Genomic DNA, 24949 nt, shown 5'->3' with positions numbered 1-24949 from the left:
ACGGGGGCCGGGGCGGGGTGCGTCCGGAAGGGCGTACCCATGACCACCACCCCCGCGGGAAAGCGCGCCGCCACCGGTTCCCTGCTCGGCCTCGCCCTCGGCGACGCCCTGGGATTTCCCACCGAGTTCAACGACGTGCCCTCGATCCTCGCCAAGTGCGGTCCCTGGCGCGAGAGGGAACTGCCCGGGCGCGCCTTCGTCTCCGACGACACGCAGATGACCCTCGCGCTCGGGCGCGCCCTGCGGACGGCGATGGAGCGGGGGCATCTCGCGCCGAAGCGGCTGGAGCGGCCGCTGCGCGAGGAGTTCGTGGACTGGTACGAGTCGCCGGAGAACAACCGCGCCCCCGGCCGGACCTGCCTGACGGCGTGCGAGCTGCTGAAGGCGGAGGGCCGGGTCTGGCAGGACGCCAGCCAGATCCACTCCAAGGGATGCGGTGCCAACATGCGGGTCGCCCCGCTCGGTCTGGCGCCCGGTCTGAGTCCCGAACAGCGCTCCGGCGCCGCCCAGTTGCAGTCCGCCCTCACCCACGGACACCCCACCGCGCTCGCCGCCTCCGACCTCACCGCGCACGCCGTGTGGCTGCTCGCCCAGGGCACCGACCCCACCGGACTGGTCGGCCGCCTGCGCTCCTACGCCCTCGACCACCGCACCCACTACGACCACACCTGGCTCGGCGACCTGTGGACCCGCGCCCAGGACCCGAGCCCCGAGCACTTCATCGCCCGGGGCTGGGACGAGTGCCTGGCGATCCTCGACCGCCTCCAGGACGCGGTCCGTACCGTCTCCCCGGAGACCGACCCCTGTCTGGCCACCGGCGAGGGCTGGATCGCCGAGGAGGCGCTGGCCACCGGGCTGCTCTGCTTCCTGTGGTTCCCCGCCGACCCCGTCCTCGCCCTGCGCCGCGCCGCCTGCACCGCCGGTGACTCGGACTCCATCGCCTGTCTGACCGGCGCCTTCGCGGGCGCCTGGCTCGGCGCGGACGCCTGGCCGCAGGCGTGGGCGGAGCGCATCGAGTACCGGGACGATCTGCTGGAGCTGGGGACGCTCTGGGATGCTTAGGCCCATGATCGACGCTCTCGGCATGGACCTGACGCCCGTGATCGCGGAACAGCCCCACCCCCTGCTGTTCGCGACCGTCTCCGGAGCCCACCTCTACGGCTTCCCGTCCCGGGACTCCGACGTGGACCTGCGCGGTGTCCATCTGCTGCCCGCCGCCGACCTGGTCGGACTGCGCGAGCCGGAGGAGACCCGCTCCCGGGACTGGGTCCGCGACGGCGTCGAGATGGACCTCGTCACCCACGACCTGCGCAAGTTCGTCCGGCTGATGCTCCGGCGCAACGGCTACGTGCTGGAGCAGCTCCTCTCGCCCCTGGTCGTCCACACCACCGACGCCCACAAGGAACTGGCCGCCCTCGCGCCGGGCGTCCTCACCAGCCACCACGCCCACCACTACCGGGGCTTCGCGGCCACCCAGTGGCGGCTGTTCGAGAAGACCGGCGAACTCAAGCCCCTGCTCTACACGTTCCGCGTCCTGCTCACCGGCGTCCACCTGATGGGCACCGGCGAAGTGGAAGCCCATCTGCCCACGCTGCTCGGCCAGTTGGACGCCCCCGGCTATCTGCCCGAGCTGATCGCGGCCAAGGCCGAGCGGGAGCACGGGGACGCCGAGGTGGACCGCGAGCGCGTACGCGCCGATGTCGAGCGGCTGCACGTACGGCTCGACGAGGCGCAGACCGCCTCAGTCCTGCCGGACGCCGTCACCGCCCACGACGCCCTGCACGAGTTCGTGGTGCGCCTGCGACTGGGCTGAGGCCGACCGGGCTGAGTCCCGGCGCGCGCGGTAGAGGAAGTCGGCCACGCGGGCGTGGTCCGGCTCCGCCGGGAGCGGGGTGCGGCGCAGCGCCTCGTCGGTCTCCTCGGACAGCCTGGCCATGCGGGACTCGATCTCCGCCCAGGGGATCTCACCCCGCTTCACCGCGAGGAGGGGCTCGCGCTCGGCGCCCACGTCCAGACGGAGTTCGCCGGTGCGCAGGAGATCGCGGGCGCTCGTCAAAAGGCGCAGGAGGTGCATCGCGTGCTTCCAGCGGGGGGCGCCGGTCGTGCGGACGTCGGCGTCCAGCTTGCGGCGCTGGCCGAGCGCGTACCCGGTGAAGGTGGCGTGGACCCGGCGGGAGAGGAAGGCGCCGCGCAGCGAGAGCAACTCGCGCCCGGTGTCGGTCAGTTGCTCCACCAGCGGGGAGTGCAGACACTCCAGGATGTTCGGGTTGGCGCGCAGGGCCAGCTCGCAGAAGCGCTCCAGCTCCCAGGAGAACCGCTCCTCGCCCGGACCCTCGACATGCGTCGGCGGCTTCTCGAAACGCCAGAACAGGGGAGTCGGGGCCAGATAGACGCCCCGCCGGTCGGTGTCGCTCGCGCCGGTGGCCAGGCCGAAGGCGCGTGAGCCCATGACACAGGCGTAGACGGTGTGGTCGCGGACCAGGTCGGCGGGGTGCATGGCGGGAGCGTACGCGGTGGGGTCACCCCAGGGTGATCGAGTTTCCCTGCACCTTGATCGGCTTGGCGGCAAGAGGCTGGGTGGCCGGACCGTGCGCCACCGAGCCGTCCGTGATGCGGAACCTGGAGCCGTGGCAGGGGCAGTCCACCGTGCCGTCCGCGACCTGGTTCAGCGCGCAGCCCTGGTGGGTGCAGAGGGCCGAGAACGCCTTGTACTCGCCCTTGACCGGCTGGGTCACCACGATCTTCTCGTCAGCGAAGATCTTGCCGCCGCCCTCCGGGATGTCGGCGGTCCGCGCCAGCGCCTGCGCGGCCGGGGCGGAGCCGTTCTCGGGGGTGGCGGGGGTCGCGTCGGCGGTGGAGCCCGCCGAGTCCTCGCCACCGCATCCCACACAGCAGACGGCGAGCGTGGCGGCGCCCGTCGCGAGAAGCGTGCGCCGTGTCGCGGGCTGGGTCATGTCGTCACTCCGAACGTACGTCGCGCCGCCCGTCGGCGACGGACAGCCGCAAAGGTGAGGAAAGCCGGATGCCCGGGCATTTTGGCACCGATGCGGGCCGGGACGAAGGAAGCGGCAGCCCCCCGTCACCGGATCGGCCCCTCCTGCCGTCCGTCCCCACCGCCCGGGCTGACTAGGCTGGACGCCTACGCAGCGCGCCGGGTCCGGTCGGCGCGCGAGCCAGTGAGGAGCAGGGCAGTGGCGGTACGAGCGGTCCGGGGGGCGGTCCCGCGGCGGCGGGACGAGGCCGGTCCCACACGGCGTCCCGAGGGCTTTTCCCACGTGAGCGGCGTCCGGCGGCAGGGCGGCACCCGGTGAGGACCGCACTCGTCATCGGCACCGGGCTCATCGGCACCTCCGCCGCGCTCGCCCTCACCCAGCGGGGCGTCACCGTCCACCTCTCCGACCACGACCCCGGGCAGGCCCGTACCGCCGCCGCGCTCGGCGCCGGTACCGACGCGCCGCCCGAGGGTCCCGTCGACCTCGCGATCGTCGCCGCCCCGCCCGCGCACGTCGCCGCCGTCCTCGCCGACGCCATGCGCCGGGGCGTGGCCCGCGGCTACATCGACGTGGCCAGCGTCAAGGGCGGTCCGCGCCGCGAGCTGGAGGCGCTCGGCCTCGACCTCTCGGCGTACATCGGCACCCACCCCATGTCCGGGCGCGAGAAGTCCGGCCCGCTGGCCGCCACCGCCGACCTCTTCGAGGGGCGCCCGTGGGTGCTCACGCCCACCCGGGACACCGACACCGAGGTGCTGAACCTCGCCCTGGAGCTGGTCTCGCACTGCCGTGCCGTGCCGGTCGTCATGGACGCCGACGCCCACGACCGCGCCGTCGCCCTCGTCTCCCACATGCCGCACCTGGTCTCCAGCATGGTCGCGGCGCGTCTGGAGAACGCCGAGGAGGCTGCCGTACGGCTGTGCGGGCAGGGCATCCGGGACGTGACCCGGATCGCCGCCTCCGACCCCCGGATGTGGATCGACATCCTCTCCGCCAACCCCGGACCCGTCGCCGACCTCCTCGCGGACGTCTCCGCCGACCTGGACGAGACCGTGCGCGCGCTGCGTGCCCTGCAGTCCTCCGACGAGGACAAGCGGCGCGCGGGCGGCGCGGGCATCGAGGACGTGCTGCGGCGCGGCAACGCCGGACAGGTCCGGGTGCCCGGCAAGCACGGCTCCGCCCCGCGCGCCTACGAGACCGTCGCCGTCCTCATCGACGACCAGCCCGGACAGCTCGCCCGCATCTTCGCGGACGCGGGCCGCGCCGGGGTCAACGTGGAGGACGTCCGTATCGAGCACGCCACCGGGCAGCAGGCAGGTCTCGTCCAGCTCATGGTCGAGCCCAAGGCGGTGCCCGTCCTGACCGAGGCGCTGCGCGAGCGCGGCTGGGCGCTGCGGCAGTAGCGAAGGTCCGGCAGCTCAAGGTCTGCTGGTCCCGGGGCGGACGTACGTCCGTACGAGTGACCCACACCCAGTAACCTTGTGCGGGGCGCCCTCGCGTCCCGCACCCCACCGCCCACCCTTCACCAGGAAGGTGCCCTCCCGTGGAAAACGGCGCCGCCCCGACCAAGCCCGTGATCGTCGCGATCGACGGCCCCTCCGGCACGGGCAAGTCGAGCACGTCGAAGGCCGTCGCCGCGCAGCTCGGTCTCAGCTACCTGGACACCGGCGCGCAGTACCGGGCCATCACCTGGTGGATGGTGACCAACGGCATCGACCTGGACGACCCGACCGCGATCGCCGCCGTCGCCGGGAAGCCCGAGATCGTCTCCGGCACCGACCCGTCCGCCCCCACCATCACGGTGGACGGGTACGACGTGGCCGCCCCGATCCGCACCCAGGAGGTCACCTCCAAGGTCAGCGCGGTCAGCGCGGTGCCCGAGGTGCGCACCCGGATCACCGAGCTGCAGCGCACGATCGCCACCTCCGCCGAGCTGGGCATCGTCGTCGAGGGCCGCGACATCGGCACCACCGTGCTGCCCGACGCCGACCTCAAGATCTTCCTCACCGCCTCCCCGGAGGCCCGCGCCGCCCGCCGCAGCGGTGAGCTGAAGGGCGCCGACGTCAACGCCACCCGCGAGGCTCTGATCAAGCGGGACGCGGCCGACTCCAGCCGCAAGACCTCCCCGCTCGCCAAGGCGGACGACGCGGTCGAGGTGGACACCACCGAGCTGACCCTCGCCCAGGTCATCGAGTGCGTCGTCACGCTGGTCGAGGAGAAGCGGGCCGGGAAGTGAGCGACCCGGCTCTGCCCTCCGAGCGGGGCGCCGAGATCGGCCGGCGCATCGGCGTCGGCCTGATGTACGGCCTGTGGCGACCGCGCGTGCTCGGCGCCTGGAAGGTGCCCGCGAGCGGACCGGTGATCTTCGCCGTCAACCACTCGCACAACATCGACGGACCCATGGTCATGGGCGTGGCGCCCCGGCCGACGCACTTCCTGATCAAGCAGGAGGCGTTCACCGGTCCGCTGGACCCCTTCTTGACCGGCATCGGCCAGCTCAAGGTGGACCGCACGAGCGCCGACCGCACCGCCATCGCCCGGGCGCTCGGCGTCCTGGAGAGCGGCGGCGTCCTCGGCATCTTCCCGGAGGGCACCCGGGGCGAGGGCGACTTCGCTTCGCTGCGCGCGGGGCTCGCCTACTTCGCGGTGCGCAGCGGTGCGCCGATCGTGCCCGTGGGCGTGCTCGGCAGCGCCGAGAAGCCCGGGCGCCTGATCAAGGCGCTGCCGCCGCTGCGCTCGCGCGTGGACGTGGTCTTCGGAGACCCGTTCGAAGCGGGTGACGGCAGCGGGCTGCGTACGCGCAAGGCGCTGGACCAGGCGACCGAGCGCATCCAGAAGCGGCTCACCGCACACCTGGAAAACGCCAGGCGCCTGACCGGGCGCTGGGCGACACTTGAGTAGTGGAACCGCCCGAATCGGGCCACTTCCACCGATCACCACGAACGACGACGAGGTACGGACTTCATGAACGACCAGAACCAGCCCGACGGCTCGGCCGCGCACGAGTACGAGCACGGGGCTCTCGGCGACGCCGAGTACGCGGAGTTCATGCAGCTCGCCGCGGACGAGGGCTTCGACATCGAGGCTGTCGAGGGCGCCATCGAGGAGGCGGGCCACGGCCCCCTTCCCGTGCTCGCCGTCGTCGGCCGCCCCAATGTCGGCAAGTCGACCCTGGTGAACCGGATCATCGGTCGCCGTGAGGCGGTCGTCGAGGACAAGCCGGGCGTCACCCGCGACCGCGTCACCTATGAGGCGGAGTGGGCGGGCCGCCGCTTCAAGGTCGTCGACACCGGCGGCTGGGAGCAGGACGTCCTCGGCATCGACGCCTCCGTGGCCGCCCAGGCGGAGTACGCGATCGAGGCCGCCGACGCGGTCGTCTTCGTGGTGGACGCCAAGGTCGGCGCCACCGACACCGACGAGGCGGTCGTCCGGCTGCTGCGCAAGGCGGGCAAGCCGGTCGTGCTGGCCGCCAACAAGGTTGACGGTCTGTCCGGCGAGTCCGACGCCGCCTACCTGTGGTCCCTCGGTCTCGGCGAGCCGCACCCGGTCTCCGCGCTGCACGGCCGCGGCACCGGCGACATGCTGGACGCCGTCCTGGAGGCGCTGCCCGAGGCGCCCGCGCAGACCTTCGGCGGTCCCGGTGTCGGCGGTCCCCGCCGCATCGCCCTGATCGGCCGCCCGAACGTCGGCAAGTCCTCGCTGCTGAACAAGGTCGCGGGCGAGGAGCGCGTCGTCGTCAACGAGCTGGCGGGCACCACCCGCGACCCGGTCGACGAGATGATCGACCTCGGCGGCAAGACCTGGAAGTTCGTCGACACCGCGGGCATCCGCAAGCGCGTCCACCTCCAGCAGGGCGCCGACTACTACGCCTCCCTGCGCACGGCCGCCGCCGTGGAGAAGGCGGAGGTCGCCGTCATCCTGCTGGACGCCTCCGAGAACATCTCGATCCAGGACCAGCGCATCGTCACCATGGCGGTCGAGGCGGGCCGCGCCGTGGTGCTCGCCTTCAACAAGTGGGACAGCCTCGACGAGGAGCGCCGCTACTACCTGGAGCGCGAGATCGAGACCGAGCTGGGCCAGGTCGCCTGGGCCCCGCGCGTCAACGTCTCCGCCCGTACCGGGCGCCACATGGAGAAGCTGGTCCCGGCGATCGAGACCGCGCTGGAGGGCTGGGAGACCCGCGTCCCCACCGGCCGTCTGAACGCCTTCCTCGGCGAGCTGGCCGCCGCCCACCCGCACCCGGTCCGGGGCGGCAAGCAGCCGCGCATCCTGTTCGGCACCCAGGCGGGCACCAAGCCCCCGCGCTTCGTCCTCTTCGCCTCCGGCTTCATCGAGGCGGGCTACCGGCGCTTCATCGAGCGCCGCCTGCGCGAGGAGTTCGGCTTCGAGGGCACCCCGATCCACATCTCGGTGCGGGTGCGCGAGAAGCGCGGCGCGAAGAAGAAGTAACGGGCACGACGAAAGGGCGGTCAGCGGTTCTCCTCGGAACCGGTGACCGCCCTTCGGCGTCTGTTCAGCTCCCCTGGCGCGGCGCCGGGGGCAGCGCCGCCCGGTCCGGGCGCGGCGCCTCGGGCTCCTGCGGGCGCCCGATCGTGCCGATCCGCTGCCACTGGGACTGCGACTGCTGCCGCGCGCTGTACGCCCCCGCGCTGTAGGCGCTGTAGGAGCTGCTGAACGAGCCCGGCCGGTGCCCGCCGTACGAACCGGTGCTCTGCGGCAGGCTGCCGAAGGCCGTGAACTCCAGATCCTCCTCGCCGCTGCGGTCGCCGGGCAGCGTGCGGAAGGTCTTGACCCACTCCGCGTAGAGCGTGTCGTAGATCGGCGTGGCCGAGGGGGCGCCGGTGCCGTCCTGCCCCGGCCGGACGAGCGGTACGGGGGTGAGGGCGGTCGGCCGGCGCTGCGGGGTGTCGTATGCGTGCACGTATGTCCAAACGACGCCGCGCGCAAAGGGATGCGGGGGGCCTGCGGCGCTTCAGCGGGCGCCTGGTCTCGCGCCCGGGCGCGGAGTCGCGGTGCGCGGGCGCGTGGGGGGTCCGCGCGGGCGTACGGCTTCCGCACGCGGGCGTACGGGAGGCGGTGCCGGACCCAGCGGCGCCCTCCTCGGACTGCTTTCGCACGCGGGTGGACGGGAGTTGGCCGACGCGGCGCCGGTTCGGGCGGGTGCGCGGGCCCGGGTGGAGCGGGCATGGCCCGGGCCGGGGGTGCCGGGACTGGGGGGCCGTATGCGGGCTGGGTGGGGCGCGCGGGATCGGGTGGGCCCGCACGTGGTCCGGGTGGGGCGTGCGTGGCCGGGGGTGGGGTGGTGCCGGATCGGTGGGCCCGCATGGGGTCGGGGTGGGGCGTGCGGGGGCCGGGCGGTCCGTATGCGGGCTGGGTGGGGCGTGCGGGATCGGGTGGCGGGCCGCACGTGGCCTGGGCGGGGTGGGCGTCGCCCGGGCGGGGGGTGCCGGGCCCGGGTGGCCGTACGCGGCTCGGGCGGGGTGTGCGGGATCGGGTGGACCCGCACGTGGCCCCGGTGGGGTGCGCGCGGCTCGGTACCCGGACGTCCCCGCCCATCACACCCGTCAGGTCCCCGCGAGGGGCAGCGCGGCGGCGACCAGCTTGCCGGTGGCCGCCGACTTGTCCAGGGCGTCGCGCAGCAGGTCCTCGCGGGGCTGGCGGCCGATGGAGCCGACGGGGGCCGCGAACATCAGTACCTGCTGGTGCTTGTTGGCGGCGGCGCGCCAACTGTCGGTGACCTGGAGCGGCTGGTGCGCCTGCCACCAGGCCACCTGCTGGCCGCTGTTGGGTCCCGGCTGGAGCACCGCGTGGAGCTGGCCCACGGCGAGCAGCACCGACCAGCCGTGCAGCACCGGCGGCACGGACGTCAGCTCGGTGACCGGCATGAAGCCCTGCTCGATGAGGAGCGGCAGGAAGTCGTCGCCGGGTCCGGTGCTGCCCGGGCGCACGATCGGCGCGGTCGGTTCGACGACGAGCGCCGGGTGCAACTCGCCCTCGATCAGGACGAGTCCGCTGGTCACCCCGAGCACGGCGGGCTCGGGCGCGGGCGGGGCGGCGGTCTGGGGCGCCTCGGCGCCGGGGGTCACTCCGTCCCCGATCGAGCGGACGGCGCCCTGCAGTTGCTCCTCGGTGACCTGCACGACCTGCGAGGGCAGACAGCCCGCGTGGGCGAAGGCCAGGACGGCGGTCTCCTCGCCGACGAACAGCACGGTGCTGGTGCGCTCCAGCTCCGAGTTGCCGGGCGTGCGGCAGGAGGTGCAGTCGTAACTGCCCGGGGCGTTCTCTCCGGCGAGCAGCCGGTCGGCTTCTTCGTCGCCGATCTCGGCACGTACGGCGTCACTGACGTCGAGCATGGGCGGCACGGTGACTCCCTCGGGATGCTGTGCTGGGGCCGGCCGGGTCGCTCCCGGTCGCTGAGCCCGGCGTCGCGGGCTCATGAAGAAGACAACGGGCGTCCTGTGGTGGGAGTCACGCCTTCAGGCGAACGGAATCGAACCATCCCGCCGACGCCGTCACGTTTGGTGCGGAATCGGCCACTCAGCGTCAATTTCGCGCACAGTCAAGGGACTTGAACGAGTGAACTGGGTCACAGTGCCCAAAGGTGACCATCCGTTATGTCGCTACATAGCGGCATCTAGTGGGTGGCCGGAAATCGCCGATACCGGCGGTAACAACCAACTGGCCTGGAAAGAAGGGGTGTTGGTTGAAATCCGCGAGCTGTCCTCCCTAGATTCCTCCGCCGTGTGCAACGAGCACCGCTCGGGCAAGTCCGCCGGCCGTCCGTGGTCGGACACGATCGCATCGGTCGTGGCGGACGGGGCCGGGCGCGAGGAACCGCGGTCCTGTGCGGTGAGGCGCGCCCCGCCCTGGGGGAGCCCGGGTACGTGGAGAGGGAAATGCATGACCGAGTGTGCCGATACCAACCGTCCCGCCGCCCGTCGTGAGGGCGCCCGCAAGGGCCGTACGACGGCCGTCCTCGCCGGAGCGGCGCTCCTGGCCCCGCTGGGGCTGCTGGCCGCGACGGGCAGCGCGGACGCGGCGGACAACGGGGTGTGGGACCGCATCGCCCAGTGCGAGAGCGGTGGCAACTGGCACATCAACACCGGCAACGGCTACTACGGCGGACTCCAGTTCTCGGCGAGCACCTGGCGGGCCTACGGCGGCACCGCCTACGCGCCGACGGCCGACCAGGCTTCCAGGAGCGCGCAGATCGCGGTTGCCACCAAGGTGCAGAGCGCCCAGGGCTGGGGAGCCTGGCCCGTCTGCTCGGGCCGTGCCGGGGCTTCCGGCGGGGCACCGCGGGCAGCGTCCCCGAACGCGGACACGAAGAGCGGCGCGACGGTGAAGCGGGCCCCCGCCCAGCCGCACAAGCCCGCGAAGGCGCCCGAGCGCCCGGTGGAGCACACCGGTCGCAGCGCCACCCGCGGTGCCTACACCGTCCGTGCGGGCGACACGCTGAGCACGATCGCCGCCCGGCACGGCACGACCTGGCGTCAGGTCTTCGCCGACAACCGGAAGGTCATCGGCTCCGACCCGGACCTGATCGTGCCGGGCCAGCGTCTGGCGCTCTGAGCGCGGACGGGCGAAGACCCCCGGCAGCGACAGCCGCCGTCCCCCCGAGGGGCGGCGGCTGTCCGCGTGCGGCAGGGGTGTGGTGAATCCGTGAATTTCCTATGAGCCGTCAGGTTCTCCGCGGGGTCACCGGATTCCCCGTCAAAACAACTTTCGAACCTGTGCGACGGAATCCGGCCGGAAACGTTCGGCGGGAGAAATTGGGCGGCACGATCCCGCCCTGAGGAAATTCTGTTCGATTGCCCCGACGAGGTGAACGGTAACGCCCATACGTGTGACGGAGTTCGGCGGTAACGGGTGCCGGGAAGCTGTGACAGAAGTGTGACCGTGCGCAGCGCATGACCTCCGCCGGGCCGGGGTTCCGTCACCGCCCGCGGCCGCCTAGCGTGGCCGCATGGCACAGATTCCCGCTCCGCCGCCGGAGCCGAAGGACAGTCCGGACACCTACGTCGGCCTCGACGCCGACAGCGCCGAGCGCCTGGCCCGGGACCGGGGCTGGAGCACCGTACGGTCCCTGCCGCCGGGCACGGTCGTCACCATGGAGTACCGCGTGGGCCGGATCAACTTCGAGGTGGACGACGGCCGGGTCCGGCGGGCCTGGAAGGGCTGACCGGACCCGGACGCTGACCTCGGGCGGCCCGGCGGCGGGTTCGTGTGCGTACCCGCCCGCCGCCGGGCCGCCCGGCCGTCAGGGGCGGGCCGGCTGGGAGGAGGCGCCGCGCGGCAGCCGGTCGGCGTGCGCCGGACGACGGCTGCCGGCCGGGGTGACCGGGGTGCGCTCCGAGCGGGCCGTGTGCGGACCGGGAGCCAGATGGATCGGGGCACGCCCGCCGCGCGCGGTGGCCACCGGCTCGCACGCCACCGGGTGCGCCTCGGACTGCGCGGTCTGCGGGCGCAGCGGCACCGGGGCGACCGGGGTCGCCGGAACCGCCGCCGTACGCCCGCGCCGGTCCCGCAGCCGGTCGCGCAGGGCGAACAGGGCGTCCTCGGTCCGGGAGATCAGCGGCTCGAACCAGGGCAGCGCGAGCAGGATCAGCAGACCGGCGGCCCAGCCGAGGAGCACGTCGCTCAGCCAGTGCGTACCGAGGTAGACGGTGGTCAGACCGACGCCGAGCGAGGTGACGGCCGAGAGCGCGGACAGCCAGCGGCGCGCCCTCGGGGTCGAGGCCAGATACGCCAGGATGCCCCAGGTCACGACCGCGTTGGCGGTGTGACCCGAGGGAAATATGTCTCCGCCCAGACCCATCTCGTTCGAGCCGATCACGGTGGCGTAGTGCGGTCCCAGTCGGCCCATGCCGAGCTTGGCGGCGCCCACCGTGATGTTCAGCAGCAGCAGCGAGGCCGCCAGCGTCAGCAGCGGCCGCAGCGTGTGCTGCCGCCAGGAGCGCCAGCCGAGCCACGCCGCGACCATGACGGCGGTCGGACCGCGCTGGCCCAGGACCACGTAGTAGTCGAGGAACGCGTGGATCTCCGGCCACTGCTGGTACGGGCGGAAGAACATGACCCGCCAGTCCAGCCGCACCAGCCAGGACGTGGTGATGACGGCCCACACGATCGCCAGGTAGAAGGCCAGGGTCGAGGAGAACAGCACGACCCGGTGCCGGGACATCCGCGGCACGTCGATGTGGGCCGGCCGTTCCGGCTCACGGTCCAGCCTGGCGAACACCCGGTCCAGACGCCGGGTGAGGTTTCGTTCGGTACGCACCCAATCGACGTTACAGCGAGTGAGCGGTGTTCCCGGTCGATACAGAGGCTTTGTGATGACGATGTGATGTGGGAAACCTCTCAGGAGAGATCCCCAATTCCCGCGATTCGGCAATGGCGCCCGGGCGGTTCCCGGAATTGTTTTGGTCATGCCGAAGGGGGCGGTTTTTGGTCGCTTATGAATTCGTTAACCCGGGCATCGCGGCGAATTCAGGAGACGCTCACCGGACCCGCCGGAGTCGATCATGGTCGCCCGGCGGGGTCCTCGCGGTGCGGGTCAGGGGGGTCCGGAGCCGTTCAGCCAGAGGGCGCCGTAGACCGCGGCTGCTGTCGCGACCACCGCCACGAGCGCGGCAGCCCGCGCCGGACGCGCCGCCGCGAGCGCCCTGGCCAGCGGGAAGAGCACCGGGAAGGCGGGCATCAGCAGCCGGGGCTTGGAGCCGAAGTAGCTCGACGCGCACAGCGCGAGCGCCAGCACCACGCCCGTGTAGACCAGCACCGGAAGCGGCTGCCGCTGGCGCACGCCGGTCAGGTACAGCCGGATCAGCAGGACGACACCGACGACCAGGACCGCGCCCCCGAGGGCCGACGGGAAGGACGTGAACATGCCCGCCACGAAGCGGGCGAAGGCGTAGCCCCCGTCGAAGCCGTTGCGCCATCCGGCCTGCACGCGGAGATAGCCGAACGGTCCGTCCCCGGTGCGCAGACCCACCCAGAGGACGTAACCGGCGGCGCCGAGGGGAGCGAGCGCCAGACCGAGCAGACGGCGCGCGGGGGTCTCCGCACCCGGCGCGGGGGAGAGAAGGGGGGCGCGTACGTCCTCATGCGCGCCCCGCACATCATCCGCGCTCCGGGTTCCCTCGAAAGAGGTAACCGGTGAAGTGGCGCCCGGCGACGTCCGCCCGGCCATATAAGAAGCCACGCCCGCCACCCACACCGCCGCGACCACCGCCATGCCCACCGGCCGGGTCAGCCCCGCCAGCGCCGCGAGCAGCCCCGCCGTCACCCAGCGCCCGGTCAGCACCGCGTACAGCGACCAGGCGGCCAGCGCCGTGAACAGCGACTCGCTGTACGCCATCGACTGCACGATCCCCACCGGCAGCACCGCCCACAGCAGCACCGCGCAGACCCCCGCCCGCGCGCCGTACAGCCGGTCGGCCACCGCGAAGATCCCGCCCGCCGCCGCCAGCGAGGCCAGCAGCGCGACCACGAAACCCGCGTCCGCGTACGACAGCGGAGCCACCGCGTGCCCCAGTCGCTCCAGCCAGGGCAGCAGCGGGAAGAACGCCAGGTCGGAGTGGACGTCGCCGTTCGGCAGCCGCACCTCGTAGCCGTAACCCGAGGCGGCGACCCGGGCGTACCAGAGGGAGTCCCAGCGGGCGGTGAGCAGCGTGTACGCGTCCTTGTCGCGCGCCGCGCTCCAGATGGCCAGCACGGCCAGGCCCAGCACGCGGATCGCCGCGTAGCCGAGCAGGGCCGGGACCGCCCGGCGCGGGAGCGGGGCGCGCGGCGGCGCCGGGCGCGTCACGAGTTCGGTCACGGGCTCGATTATCGACCGGCCCGCACACCACCCCGGCCGCCCGGACGGTCCGGGCGCCTCCACCGCCCCCGCGCCGTCCCCTCGTACGCACACGCGCGCGCGAGGAGGCGAGTGGCGTACACCACACGGGTTCGCCCGAGCAGGTGAGAGGTCCACCACGTGGGGCCGGGCCGAACTCGCGTACGCTGACGAGCCACCCGCGTGGGAAAGGCGCGGGCCGGAGCGAACCGCTCTTCTCCGGCCGTACGACGGGGAATCCCCGACCCCGTCGGTCCGCCGCGCACGAGGGATCATCTGGGAGGTAGTACATGTCCGGGACGACCACGGCCGAAATCGGGCCGTGCCGTCGGACGACCGGGACCGGTGCCAACCGCTGGGTCGTCCTCGTCGTCCTCTGTGTCAGCCTGCTGCTCGTCGCTCTCGACGCCACCGTGCTGCACGTGGCGGTACCCGCCGTCACCGAGGACCTTCGGCCCGGTGCCGAACAACTGCTCTGGATCGTCGACGTCTATCCGCTGGTCTGCGCCTCGCTGCTGATCCTCTTCGGCACGCTGGGCGACCGCGTCGGACGCAGACGCGTCCTGCTGCTCGGCTACGCCCTCTTCGGCGTCGCCTCGGCCGTCGCCGCGCTGTCCCACAGCGCCGACACCCTGATCTTCGCCCGCGCGCTGCTCGGCGTCGGCGGTGCCATGATCATGCCCGCCACGCTGTCGATCCTGCGCCAGGTCTTCCCCGACCGGCGCGAGCGCGCGCTCGCCATCGGCATCTGGAGCGCGGTCGCCGCCGTCGGCGCGGCCGTCGGACCGCTGCTCGGCGGGTTCCTGCTCGAACACTTCTGGTGGGGCTCGGTCTTCCTGGTCAACATCCCGCTGATGCTGGTGAGCCTGCCCATCGGCCGGATGCTGCTGCCCGAGTCGCGCGGCGAGCGCGACGGACCCTGGGACGTGCTCGGCGCGCTGATGGCGGCGGCCGGACTCTTCGGCGTCGTCCTCGGCGTGAAGCGGCTCGGCGGCGGCGACGCGCCCCTGAGCGTCCTCACCCTGGTGCCGCTGCTCGTCGGCGCGGTGCTGCTGGTCCTCTTCGTCCGCCGCCAGGGCCGCCGCACGCATCCCCTGGTCGACCTGCGGATGTTCCGGCGTCCCGCGTTCAGCACCTCCGTGGGCTGCATCGTCCTGGCGATGCTCGCGCTCGTCGGCCTGGAGCTGATCGCGGCGCAGTATCTGCAACTGGTCCTCGGGCTGTCCCCGCTGGCCACCGGTCTGCGGCTGCTGCCCCTGACCGCCGCCGCGATGGCTGCCGGGCTCGCCGGGGCGCGGATGCTGCGCGGGCTCGGTCCGCGCCGGATGGTCGTCTCCGGTTTCTGCCTCACCGCCGCCGCCGTCGTCCTGCTGACGGCGATGGGCGGCGAGGACAACACCCCGCTGCTGCTCTCCGGCTTCGTGCTGCTCGGCTTCGGTCTGGAGACGACGCTCTTCGGGGCGTACGAGTCGATGCTCAGCGAGGCTCCCGCCGACCGCGCGGGCGGCGCCGCCGCGATCGGCGAGACCTCCTACCAGCTCGGCGCGGGCATCGGCATCGCCCTGCTCGGCAGCGTCATGAACCGCGCCTACGCCCCCGCCCTCACCTCGGTGCCCGGCGTCCCCGCCGCCGACCGGGCGGCGGCCGGACACTCGCTGGGCGAGGCGTACGAGATCGCCGGACGGCTCGGCGGCTCCGCCGGGGAGGCGCTGCGCCAGGCGGCACGCGACTCCTTCGTGCACGGACTGCATGTGACGCTGCTGGTCAGCGCGGGTCTGCTGCTCCTCGGCGCGGTGATGGCGCTGCGGCTGCCCCGGACGATGAACTGCGCGCCGGAGAACGGTGTGGTGGACGGGGCGGACGGGCCCGTCGCGGACCGGATCGGGGTGACGGAGCTGCCCGAACCCGTCGGTGCCGCCCTGTCGGAACCACTGGTGTCCCGTGCCGCCGAGCCCGCCGCGTCCACCGTGACCGAGCTGCCCCCGCCCCGCGAACCGGGCAAGCCGAGGGCGATCGCCTGACCTCGCGCGGGCCGCCCTGGACGCCGGGCGGCCCGCGTCGTAACGTCGGCCGGAGCATTCAGACTAGCGCCGCTAGTTTTCCGTGTGCCCACTGTGCCGGAGGGTGTTCCATGTCCGCGTCCGCGAAGCTGCCCCCGTTCGACCCCGCCGACCCGCTCGGCGTCGACGACCTCCTCGAACCGGAGGACCTGGCCGTCCGGGACACCGTGCGCGGCTGGGCTGCGGACCGGGTGCTGCCGTACGTCGCCGAGTGGTACGAGAAGGGCGAACTGCCCGTCATCCGCGAGCTGGCCCGGGAGCTGGGCTCGATCGGCGCGCTCGGCATGTCGCTCACCGGGTACGGCTGCGCGGGCGCGTCGGCGGTGCAGTACGGGCTCGCCTGTCTGGAGCTGGAGGCAGCCGACTCGGGCATCCGCTCGCTGGTCTCGGTGCAGGGCTCGCTCGCCATGTACGCGATCCACCGCTACGGCAGCGAGGAGCAGAAGACCGAGTGGCTGCCCCGCATGGCGTCCGGCGAGGTGATCGGCTGCTTCGGGCTCACCGAACCCGACCACGGCTCCGACCCCGCCGGGATGCGGACCTTCGCCAAGCGGGACGGCGAGGACTGGGTGCTCAGCGGGCGCAAGATGTGGATCACCAACGGCTCGGTCGCCGGGGTCGCGATCGTCTGGGCGCGTACCGAGGACGGCGTCCGAGGCTTCGTCGTCCCCACCGACCGCCCCGGTTTCTCGGCGCCCGAGATCAAGCACAAGTGGTCCCTGCGCGCGTCGGTGACCAGCGAACTCGTCCTCGACGACGTACGGCTGCCCGCGGACGCGGTGCTGCCGGAGGTCACCGGGCTGCGCGGACCGCTCGGCTGTCTCTCGCACGCCCGGTACGGCATCGTCTGGGGTGCGATGGGCGCCGCCCGCAGCAGCTTCGAGGCGGCGCTGGACTACGCGCGGACGCGGGAACAGTTCGGGCGTCCCATCGGCGGCTTCCAGCTCACCCAGGCCAAGCTCGCCGACATGGCGGTGGAACTGCACAAGGGGATTCTGCTCGCCCACCATCTGGGGCGGCGCATGGACGCCGGCCGCCTGCGTCCCGAGCAGGTCAGCTTCGGCAAGCTCAACAACGTCCGCGAGGCCATCGAGATCTGCCGTACGGCGCGGACGATCCTCGGTGCCAACGGGATCTCCCTCGAATATCCCGTGATGCGGCACGCGACCAATCTGGAGTCGGTGCTCACCTACGAGGGCACCGTCGAAATGCACCAGCTCGTGCTGGGCAAGGCGCTCACCGGGCTCGATGCCTTCCGGTGAGCCCCCGAGGGAGCGGGGCCGCGACGAACGGCCCCGCCTCAGCTCTGGTTGAAGAAGCCGTCCTCGCGACGGCCCGCGGGCTCGCCGCTGACGACCTCGGTGTGGGCGGGCGTGAGCAGGAAGACCCGCGTGGCGACCCGTTCGATCGTGCCGCGCAGGCCGAAGGTCAGACCGGCGGCGAAGTCCACGACGCGCTTGGCGTCGGTGGCCTCCATCGCCGTGAGGTTCATGATGACCGGGACGCCGTCCCGGAACATCTCGCCGATGGCGCGGGCGTCCCGGAAGCTGTCCGGGGTGACCGTGCCGATCCGGCGGCCCTTGTCCTCGGCCGTGTCCGTGGCGACCTTGACGCGCGGGTCCGTGACCCAGGCGTCCGCGGACTGAGCGCCCTCGGAGTAGTCGTCGTCGTAGTAACGCTCGTCATCGTTGTCGTCGACCAGGCCGAGCCACGCGCTCGCCTTGCGTACCGATCCCATGGACGCCTCCTCTCTCAGCGGTTTCTTTTGCTCTTCCCATCCCTATGGTCATCCATGATGCTGACAGCGCGCCAAGTGGATAGTCGGCGCGCGGGGGGTTTGTGACGGTACTGGTGCGCGGTCCATACGTCGAGAGCCCTTGTGTCACAAGGGCTCCGCCCCGTACGGCTGCTGACTGAGAGTGAAATATGATTGTTCGCGGCGGATGGGTGATGTGTGGTGTGTCAGGGTGAACGAACTGCCCTGTGCGCCCTGATTGTCCGCTGATAGGAAGGTCTGGGACGGAGTGTGACGAGCCGTCAGGCAGATGTCAGTTCTTCAGCTCCGGCGGCGAGATCCGGGACGTGTCGATCGCCGAGCCCGTCGTCCCCCACTTCTTCAGGATGCGGGCGTACGTCCCGTCCTTGATGAGCCGGTTCACCGCCGCGCGGAAGGCGGGCGCCAGCGGGGTGCCCTTCTTGAAGGCGAAGCCGACGTCGAGCCGGTGGTACTCGTTGAGGAACCTCAGCCCCTGCTGGTGCGCGACGGCGTAGCGCAGCCCGTTGATCGTGGACATCACGACATCGCTGCGGCCCTGCTGGAGCGAGGACCAGATCGCGCTCTGCTCGGCGTACGTCTGCACGTGGTACGCCTTCTTGCCCGCGTCCGCGCACACGTGCGTGTTCTGCTCCAGCGTTGCCTCGAACGTGGTGCCCGCGCTGGTCGCGATGTTCAGACCGCAGAGCTGCTTCAGATCGGTGATCCTGGCGAGCTTGCTGTCCTTGCGGGTGGCGAAGCCCTGCCCGTCGTTGACGTAGGTGACGAAGTCGATCGTCTTGCGGCGCTCGTTCGTGACACCGAAGTTGCTCGCCCCGAAGTCGTACTTGCCGCTCTCCAGCGCCGGGAGGATCGCCTCGAAGCTCGCCTGCTCGATCTTGAGTCTGATGCCGAGCACCTTGGCTGCCGCCTTGGTGAAGTCGACGTCCTGGCCGGTCAGGGTGGTGCCGTCGGCGAGGTACGTGGTGCCCGGCGGGGTGCCGCCGACGGCTACCGCGACGGTCAGACGGGTGGTGCCGGGCGGCAGCAGCTTCGCGGCAGCAGGGTCCTTGGCGATCCGGGAGACGACATCGGTGGTGGGGATCGCGTCCGTTCCTGCCGCGACGCGGGTGCCAGAGCCGCCGGAGGCGCCGGAGTCGCCCGAGCCGCAGGCGGTCAGCAGCAGCGCGGCGGAGGCGAGGGCGGCGACGGGGGCGAGGAGACGGCGGGCGGACGCGGACGGACGGCGCGAGGGCGCGAGAAGGCGGCGCGGGGACACGGGCAGGCGGCGTGCGGGCATGGCGGGGTGACGCGTGGGCGCGGGCATCGGGAAGCGGTCTCCTGGGAGAAGAGGAAGGCGAGCCGGACGCGAGGGGAGGAGGCGGTACGACGGCAGGGCGCGAGGGGAGGGGAGAGTGCGGAGGCAGGGCGCGCGCGTGAAGGCCGGAAAGGGAAGGGGAGAACGCGAAGGAGAGAACGCGAAGGCGCTCGGCAGCGAGCGCGGGCGCGCAGGGGGTCAGCTCAACAGGACGCGGACCACACGCGACCGAAGTCGATGTGGGAGCGGGTGACCAGCCACTGCTGTGGGCGCATGCGCCAAGTGGAACAGGCATCCGGTTGGCCCGTCAACCGACTTGAGACGGGCCGCTCACAGTCCGGACACCCTTGACAACGCAGGGAAACCGCGACGTACTCTCGAAGGACGGCCCTGCTGAGGGGCTCGGCCGTGACCGCGCCCGAGGGCGCGGGGGAGTGCGGGCATGGCGCGTCGGGTCCGACGTGTCACGGAGTCCCGCATGTCATCCGACACCCTCGCCAAACCCGCCGCACCGTCCCCGGCGCCCTCGCGCCCGGACGGTCCCACGATCGTCCCCCGCCGCCGTCACGGCCAGCGGGTCGCCGCTGTCGCCGTCCTGGTGCTGCTCGGGCTCGTGATCAACTCGGTGCTGCGCAACCGGGCGTTCCAGTGGGACGTGGTCGCCGACTACTTCACCTCGGTCTCCGTGCTGCGCGGACTCTGGCTCACCCTGTGGCTCACCGCCGTGGTGATGGTCCTCGGCTTCGCCCTCGGCACCCTGCTCGCCGTCCTCCGGCTCTCCACCAACTCCGTGCTGAGATCGGTGAGCTGGGGATACGTGTGGCTGTTCCGGTCGATCCCGATCCTGGTGCAGTTGCTGCTGTGGTTCAACATCGGGGCGCTGTACCCGCAGGTGTTCGGGATCAGGACCGTCAACCTGCTCGGACCGGTCGCCGTCGCCGTCGTCGGACTCACCCTGCACGAGGCCGCCTACGCCGCCGAGGTCGTGCGCGGCGGCATCCTCTCCGTCGACCACGGGCAGACCGAGGCCGCCCAGGCGCTCGGGATGACCCCCTGGCAGCGGTGGCGGCGGATCGTGCTGCCGCAGGCGATGCGCTCCATCGTGCCCGCCGCCGGGAACATGCTCATCGGCACCCTCAAGGGCACCTCGATCGTCAGCGTCATCGCCGTCAACGACCTGCTGTTCTCCGCCCAGTTGATCTACCACCGCACCTATCAGGTGATCCCGCTGCTGATGGTCGCCACCCTCTGGTACACCGTCGTCACCTCGGTGCTCGGCGTCGGCCAGTACTACGTCGAGAAGTACTACGCCCGCGGCACGGAGACCGCCCGATGAGGCGCCGGCTGGTCGTCGTGGGAGCCGGACCCCGAGCGACCGGACTCCTGGAGCGCATCGCCGCCAACTCCCCGGAGCTGTACGGCGGTCAGGGGCTCGACATCCATCTCGTCGACCCGCATCCGCCGGGCGGCGGACGCATCTGGCGCGAGGCGCAGTCCGAGCTGCTCTGGATGAACTCCCACGCCGCCGACATCACCATGTTCACCGACGAGACCGTGACCATGGAAGGACCGGTCCGCGAGGGACCCACCCTGCACGAGTGGGCACGCCTCGACGGGCGCACCTTCGCCGACCGGCGCATCCAGGGCCGCTATCTGCACTGGGTCTACGAACAAGCCCTCGCCGACCTGCCGCCCAGCATCACCGTCCACCATCACCCCACCCGCGCCCTGCGCGTGACCGGACCGTCCGACGGCCGTCAGCGGGTCTGGCTGGAGGGCCGTACCGAACCGCTCGTCGCGGACCTGGTCGTCCTCGCCCTCGGTCACCTCGACTCCGAACTCGACCCGGAGCAACAGCGGTTGGACGCCTATGCCCGTGCGCACGACCTCGTCCATCTGCCGCCCGACTTCACCGCCGACAGCGATCTGTCCGCGCTCGCGCCGGGAGAGCCGGTACTCGTACGCGGCTTCGGGCTCGCCTTCGTCGACCTGATGGTGCTGCTCACCGAGGGGCGGGGCGGGCGGTACGAGGAGGACGGCGCGGGCGGTTACGTCTATCTGCCCTCGGGACGGGAGCCGGTGCTGTACGTCGGTTCGCGCCGCGGTGTGCCGTACCACTCGAAGATCGGCTACGACTGGACCGGACCACGCCCGCCGCTGCCCCGCTTCTTCGGACCGGAGGAGGTGCGGTCGCTCCTTGAACGGCCCGACGGGTACGAATTCCGGCGTGACATATGGCCGTTGGTGGAGAAGGAGCTGGGATTCGCCCACTACCACCGGCTGTTCACCGCCCACCCCGAGCGGACCGCCATGGAATGGGCCGACTTCGAGGAGAAGTACGCGGTGGCGGACGGGGCGGAGGAGGTACGGGCGCTGGTCGCGGCGGCGGTGCCGGACCCCCGGGACCGGCTGGACCTCGCCGCGCTGGACCGGCCGCTTGCGGGGGTGCGGTTCGGATCGCACGCGGAGTTCCAGGAGGGGCTGCGGGCGTACGTCTCCGAAGACCTGACGCGACGTCACAACACCTCGTTCAGCGCGGACTTGGGCGTCTTCCTCGGACTGCTGTCCGTCTACGGGCAGTTGGTGCGGCTGGGGAATCTCGGGTCCTGGTGGCACGGGTTCTTCAGCTATCTGGCCTCCGGTCCGCCCGGTCCCCGGCTGCGGCAGATGCTCGCGCTGTCCCGGGCGGGGCTGCTGCGGTTCGTGGGGGCGGAGATGGAGGTCGCCGCCGAGGACGGGGTGTTCCGGGCGTCGTCCGCGACCGTGCCGGGGTTCTCGGTGAGCGCGCGGGCCCTGGTCGAGGCACGGCTGCCCGATCCGTCGGTCGGGCGCGCCCGGGACACGCTGCTGCGGGAGCTGCACGCCGAGGCGCTGGAGACGGTCGACGGACTGCTGCGGGTCGACCCCGCCGACGGGCGCGTCCTCGGGCGGGACGGGCGGCCGCATCCCCGGCGGTTCGCGCTCGGTCCGTACACCGACGCGCGCACGCCGGGGGCGTTCACCCGGCCGCGCACGGGCGGGGCGGCGTTCCGGCAGAACGACGCGGTGGCGCGGGTGGTGTTGCGGGAACTGGGGGGTGGGTGAGGGCGCCATAGAGGGAGCGCGGTCGCGGTTTCGGTGGGGCTTGAGGGGGCGCCGGTGATGAATTTGACGCGGATTCAAGGGGGTTGAGCTGGGCGGCGGGCCGCCCAGGCCGAAACGCACTCTTGTGCCGACCGGCCGTTCGGCCGAATACTCCCCCTCAGCGCTTGTCAGGGTCATGAGTGCCTGACCGGTACTCGTCCTGGCTGCGCCTCACGGGCCCCGACCCCACGCGGGCCCCCGACTTCCCTTGGGAGGGAACGAAAAGTGAGGATCAAGCGCACAACTCCCCGCGGCGGCGCTGCGAGACGGACCCGGCTGATCGCCGTGGCCACCGGCTTCCTGGCCGCTGCCGCGTTCGCCGCCCCCACCGCGAACGCCAGCGAAGTCCACACGTTCAGCGCCAGCCAGCTCACCCAGGCGAGCGACTCCGTCCGCCAGTCCGACATCCCGGGCACCGCCTGGGCCGTCGACAGCGCGAACCACCGGGTCGTCGTGACCGTCGACAGCACGGTCAGCGCGGCCGAGATCGCCAAGATCAAGGAACAGGCCGGGTCGAAGGCGGACGCGCTCACCATCAAGCGCACCCCCGGCAAGTTCAACAAGCTGATCAGTGGTGGCGACGCCATCTACGGCGGTCAGTACCGCTGCTCGCTCGGCTTCAACGTGCGCAGCGGCAGCACGTACTACTTCCTGACCGCCGGGCACTGCGGTGAGGTCGCCTCCACCTGGTACAGCGACTCCGGGCACAGCACGGTGCTCGGCACCAACGTCGGGTACAGCTTCCCCGGCAACGACTTCGCGCTGGTGCGCTACACCAACTCCTCGGTCTCGCACCCGAGTGCGGTGGGCAGCCAGACCATCTCCAGCGCGGCGACGCCCTCCGTGGGCACGACCGTCTACCGGCGCGGGTCCACCACCGGCACGCACAGCGGGCGCGTCACCGCGCTCAACGCCACCGTCAACTACGGCGGCGGTGACGTGGTCTCCGGGCTCATCCAGACCACGGTGTGCGCGGAGGGCGGCGACAGTGGCGGTCCGCTGTACGCGGGCAGCGTCGCGTACGGGCTCACCTCCGGTGGCAGCGGGAACTGCAGCTCCGGCGGTACGACGTTCTTCCAGCCGGTCACCGAGGCGTTGAGCTACTACGGGGTGACCCTCCCCTGATGGGTCCTCGACGGGCCGTCCTTCCCTGACGGGTCGGTTCGGCGGGCCCCCATGCGTGTGTGTCGCGCGTGGGGGTCCGTTTTTGTTTGGGGTGGTAGCGGCTTCGGTCGAGTGTCGGGTGGCGGGTGGCGGGGCGGTTCTGGGGGTGAGGTGGGGTGGCGGCTGGGCTGAGGTGAGTGGCGGTTCGTGGTGGGGGTGGGGTGGTGGTGCGTGGTGAGGGTGGGGTCGTCTTGCGGGGTGAGGAGAGCGCGTGGGGCTTTTGGGGGCGGGGTGTGGGGAGAGGGGTGGGGTTCGGGGGCGGTCCGGCGTCGGTCTTGTGGGCCGGCTGTGCGGTTCGGAAGAGTGAGCGACTGTCAACCAGCCTTCCGGCTCGGCAGGTCCCCACGCTTTCCGGGCCGAACCCCCCACAGGAGGACGTGAGTTGAAGCACCGACACATACCCAGGCGGAAGGCTGCCCTCGCGGGCGCCGCCGCCGTCGCGCTCGTCGCCGCGGGTGTCACCCTGCAGAGCGCCAACGCCAGCGAGGTCGGCTCCGCCGGTCAGCAGGGTTCCGCGGGGCAGTTGAAGGTCCTCTCCGCTCCGGCGGCCGGCAAGCTCGGGTCCTCCCTGCTGGGTGACCTCGGGTCCGCCGCCGCCGGCAGCTACTACGACGCCCAGGGCAAGAGCCTCGTCGTCAACGTGCTGGACGGCTCCGCGGCCCGTACCGTCGAGGCGGCCGGGGCCCGGGCCAGAATCGTTCGCCACTCGCTCGCCCAGCTCGATGGGGCCCGTTCCACGTTGAAGCGGCAGGCCAGTATTCCCGGGACCTCCTGGGCGGTCGACCCCGTCAGCAACAAGGTTGTCGTCACGGCCGACCGGACCGTTGACGCTGCCGCTTGGGGCAAGCTGGGGCGCGTCGTGGACGGGCTGGGCGGCACCGCTCAGCTCAAGCGGTCCAAGGGAGAGTTCAAGCCCTTCATCGCCGGGGGTGACGCCATCACCGGGTCCGGTGGGCGGTGCTCGCTCGGCTTCAACGTGGTCAAGGGCGGGGCGCCGTACTTCCTCACCGCCGGGCACTGCACCGCGGCGATCTCCAGTTGGTCGGACTCGTCCGGCAACGTGATCGGGGAAAACGAGACGTCCAGCTTCCCCGGGAACGACTACGGGCTGGTGAAGTACACCGGGTCCGTTGCCCATCCGAGCGAGGTCGATCTGTACAACGGGTCCTCGCAGGCGATCACGGGGGTGGCTGAGGCGACCGTCGGGATGAAGGTCACGCGGAGTGGGTCCACTACGCAGGTCCACGACGGGACTGTCACCGGGCTCAACGCCACCGTGAACTACTCCGAGGGGACGGTCTCCGGGCTGATCCAGACCGACGTGTGTGCGGAGCCTGGGGACAGCGGGGGGTCGTTGTTCTCCGGGAGCAGTGCGGTGGGGCTGACGTCGGGGGGCAGTGGTGACTGCACCTCCGGTGGGGAGACGTTTTTCCAGCCGGTGAGTGAGGCGCTGGCCGCTACGGGGGCGCAGATCGGCTGATCTTCGTCCGGTTTCGGGTTCTGGGTCCCGTCCTCCCTTCGGTGGGGGCGGGGCCCTGTCCTTTGTCCGCGGGCCGTCTCGTCCTGCGTCCGCCGTCCGTGGGGTCGGGGCCGCGCCGGGGGGTATCCGTCCTCGGTCCGGCGGACTGTGAGGGGAGAAGTGAGCGGCGTTCGCGCCGGCCGCTGCGGGCGGACACCCCCCGGCACGTCCCCTTCTCGCCGTACGCG

22 protein-coding genes are annotated in these 24949 nt (G+C 72.1%); 14 read left to right on the top strand and 8 right to left on the bottom strand.

Annotated elements, in window-relative coordinates:
* Nucleotides 1–39: 39 nt before the first annotated feature.
* On the top strand, nucleotides 40–1062 hold the full coding sequence (locus IF655_RS19045) for an ADP-ribosylglycohydrolase family protein (protein ID WP_199586093.1): 1023 nt from the start codon (nucleotides 40–42) through the stop codon (nucleotides 1060–1062).
* A 4-nt stretch (nucleotides 1063–1066) separates the two neighbouring features.
* Nucleotides 1067–1813, top strand: coding sequence for a nucleotidyltransferase domain-containing protein (locus tag IF655_RS19040; RefSeq protein WP_199586092.1), 747 nt, complete (start codon nucleotides 1067–1069; stop codon nucleotides 1811–1813).
* Here IF655_RS19040 and IF655_RS19035 read toward each other — a convergent pair.
* Entirely contained in the window at nucleotides 1742–2497 is a 756-nt protein-coding gene (locus IF655_RS19035; protein WP_199586091.1) for a DNA polymerase beta superfamily protein, read from the bottom strand. The two genes, IF655_RS19040 and IF655_RS19035, sit on opposite strands and share 72 nt — an antisense overlap.
* A gap of 22 nt (nucleotides 2498–2519) precedes the next feature.
* Nucleotides 2520–2954, bottom strand: a complete 435-nt coding sequence (locus IF655_RS19030) for a Rieske (2Fe-2S) protein (RefSeq protein WP_199586090.1) — start codon at nucleotides 2952–2954, stop codon at nucleotides 2520–2522.
* Between the two features lie 353 nt (nucleotides 2955–3307).
* Here IF655_RS19030 and IF655_RS19025 point away from each other — a divergent pair, with 353 nt between their 5' ends.
* From IF655_RS19025 to der, 4 genes are all read left to right on the top strand, one after another.
* Nucleotides 3308–4393, top strand: coding sequence for a prephenate dehydrogenase (locus tag IF655_RS19025; RefSeq protein WP_199586089.1), 1086 nt, complete (start codon nucleotides 3308–3310; stop codon nucleotides 4391–4393).
* A gap of 140 nt (nucleotides 4394–4533) precedes the next feature.
* Nucleotides 4534–5226 (top strand): (d)CMP kinase, encoded by a 693-nt coding sequence (gene cmk, locus IF655_RS19020; RefSeq protein WP_199586088.1) that lies wholly within the window; start codon nucleotides 4534–4536, stop codon nucleotides 5224–5226.
* A gap of 62 nt (nucleotides 5227–5288) precedes the next feature.
* A complete protein-coding gene (locus tag IF655_RS19015; RefSeq protein ID WP_242488816.1) occupies nucleotides 5289–5891 on the top strand; it encodes a lysophospholipid acyltransferase family protein in 603 nt (200 codons plus the stop codon).
* A 63-nt stretch (nucleotides 5892–5954) separates the two neighbouring features.
* Nucleotides 5955–7439, top strand: coding sequence for a ribosome biogenesis GTPase Der (der, locus tag IF655_RS19010; RefSeq protein ID WP_199586086.1), 1485 nt, complete (start codon nucleotides 5955–5957; stop codon nucleotides 7437–7439).
* 64 nt (nucleotides 7440–7503) lie between these two features.
* Here der and IF655_RS19005 read toward each other — a convergent pair whose 3' ends face one another.
* Together IF655_RS19005 and IF655_RS19000 are read right to left on the bottom strand one after the other, a co-directional pair.
* The gene (locus IF655_RS19005; RefSeq protein WP_199586085.1) at nucleotides 7504–7911 is read right to left on the bottom strand and encodes a hypothetical protein; all 408 of its coding nucleotides are present in this window, start codon (nucleotides 7909–7911) and stop codon (nucleotides 7504–7506) included.
* A gap of 643 nt (nucleotides 7912–8554) precedes the next feature.
* The gene (locus IF655_RS19000; RefSeq protein WP_199586084.1) at nucleotides 8555–9352 is read right to left on the bottom strand and encodes a hypothetical protein; all 798 of its coding nucleotides are present in this window, start codon (nucleotides 9350–9352) and stop codon (nucleotides 8555–8557) included.
* A gap of 538 nt (nucleotides 9353–9890) precedes the next feature.
* Here IF655_RS19000 and IF655_RS18995 point away from each other — a divergent pair.
* Both IF655_RS18995 and IF655_RS18990 read left to right on the top strand, forming a co-directional pair.
* Nucleotides 9891–10562, top strand: coding sequence for a transglycosylase family protein (locus tag IF655_RS18995; protein ID WP_199586083.1), 672 nt, complete (start codon nucleotides 9891–9893; stop codon nucleotides 10560–10562).
* A gap of 394 nt (nucleotides 10563–10956) precedes the next feature.
* Entirely contained in the window at nucleotides 10957–11172 is a 216-nt protein-coding gene (locus tag IF655_RS18990; RefSeq protein WP_199586082.1) for an I78 family peptidase inhibitor, read from the top strand.
* Nucleotides 11173–11250: 78 nt separating this feature from the next.
* Here IF655_RS18990 and IF655_RS18985 read toward each other — a convergent pair whose 3' ends face one another.
* Complete coding sequence (locus IF655_RS18985) at nucleotides 11251–12267, bottom strand: phosphatase PAP2 family protein (protein WP_199586081.1); 1017 nt, start codon at nucleotides 12265–12267, stop codon at nucleotides 11251–11253.
* Nucleotides 12268–12543: 276 nt separating this feature from the next.
* A complete protein-coding gene (locus IF655_RS18980) occupies nucleotides 12544–13806 on the bottom strand; it encodes a glycosyltransferase family 39 protein (RefSeq protein WP_199586080.1) in 1263 nt (420 codons plus the stop codon).
* Nucleotides 13807–14114: 308 nt separating this feature from the next.
* Here IF655_RS18980 and IF655_RS18975 point away from each other — a divergent pair, with 308 nt between their 5' ends.
* Together IF655_RS18975 and IF655_RS18970 are read left to right on the top strand one after the other, a co-directional pair.
* A complete protein-coding gene (locus tag IF655_RS18975; protein ID WP_199586079.1) occupies nucleotides 14115–15845 on the top strand; it encodes an MFS transporter in 1731 nt (576 codons plus the stop codon).
* A 110-nt stretch (nucleotides 15846–15955) separates the two neighbouring features.
* A complete protein-coding gene (locus IF655_RS18970; RefSeq protein ID WP_199586078.1) occupies nucleotides 15956–17146 on the top strand; it encodes an acyl-CoA dehydrogenase family protein in 1191 nt (396 codons plus the stop codon).
* A 38-nt stretch (nucleotides 17147–17184) separates the two neighbouring features.
* On the opposite strand, the gene IF655_RS18965 is transcribed toward IF655_RS18970, so the two are convergent.
* A complete protein-coding gene (locus tag IF655_RS18965; protein WP_199586077.1) occupies nucleotides 17185–17622 on the bottom strand; it encodes a cell division protein SepF in 438 nt (145 codons plus the stop codon).
* A gap of 310 nt (nucleotides 17623–17932) precedes the next feature.
* On the bottom strand, nucleotides 17933–18964 hold the full coding sequence (locus IF655_RS18960; RefSeq protein ID WP_199586076.1) for an ABC transporter substrate-binding protein: 1032 nt from the start codon (nucleotides 18962–18964) through the stop codon (nucleotides 17933–17935).
* A 469-nt stretch (nucleotides 18965–19433) separates the two neighbouring features.
* On the opposite strand from IF655_RS18960, the gene IF655_RS18955 reads away from it, so the two are divergent.
* The 4 genes from IF655_RS18955 to IF655_RS18940 all read left to right on the top strand — a co-directional run bounded on the left by IF655_RS18955 (nucleotide 19434) and on the right by IF655_RS18940 (nucleotide 24722).
* The gene (locus IF655_RS18955; RefSeq protein WP_199586075.1) at nucleotides 19434–20291 is read left to right on the top strand and encodes an amino acid ABC transporter permease; all 858 of its coding nucleotides are present in this window, start codon (nucleotides 19434–19436) and stop codon (nucleotides 20289–20291) included.
* Entirely contained in the window at nucleotides 20288–22039 is a 1752-nt protein-coding gene (locus tag IF655_RS18950) for an FAD/NAD(P)-binding domain-containing protein (protein WP_199586074.1), read from the top strand. Before IF655_RS18955 ends, IF655_RS18950 begins: the two co-directional genes overlap by 4 nt.
* A 264-nt stretch (nucleotides 22040–22303) precedes the next feature.
* Nucleotides 22304–23203: a trypsin-like serine protease gene (locus IF655_RS18945; RefSeq protein ID WP_199586073.1), complete on the top strand. Its 900-nt coding sequence runs from the start codon at nucleotides 22304–22306 to the stop codon at nucleotides 23201–23203.
* A gap of 421 nt (nucleotides 23204–23624) precedes the next feature.
* Nucleotides 23625–24722, top strand: a complete 1098-nt coding sequence (locus tag IF655_RS18940; protein ID WP_199586072.1) for a S1 family peptidase — start codon at nucleotides 23625–23627, stop codon at nucleotides 24720–24722.
* The last annotated feature ends 227 nt before the right edge of the window (nucleotides 24723–24949 follow it).

It is taken from the genome of Streptomyces sp. DSM 110735, assembly GCF_016482685.1.
GTDB lineage: Bacteria > Actinomycetota > Actinomycetes > Streptomycetales > Streptomycetaceae > Streptomyces.
This window is presented reverse-complemented; position numbering and strand designations above follow the sequence as displayed.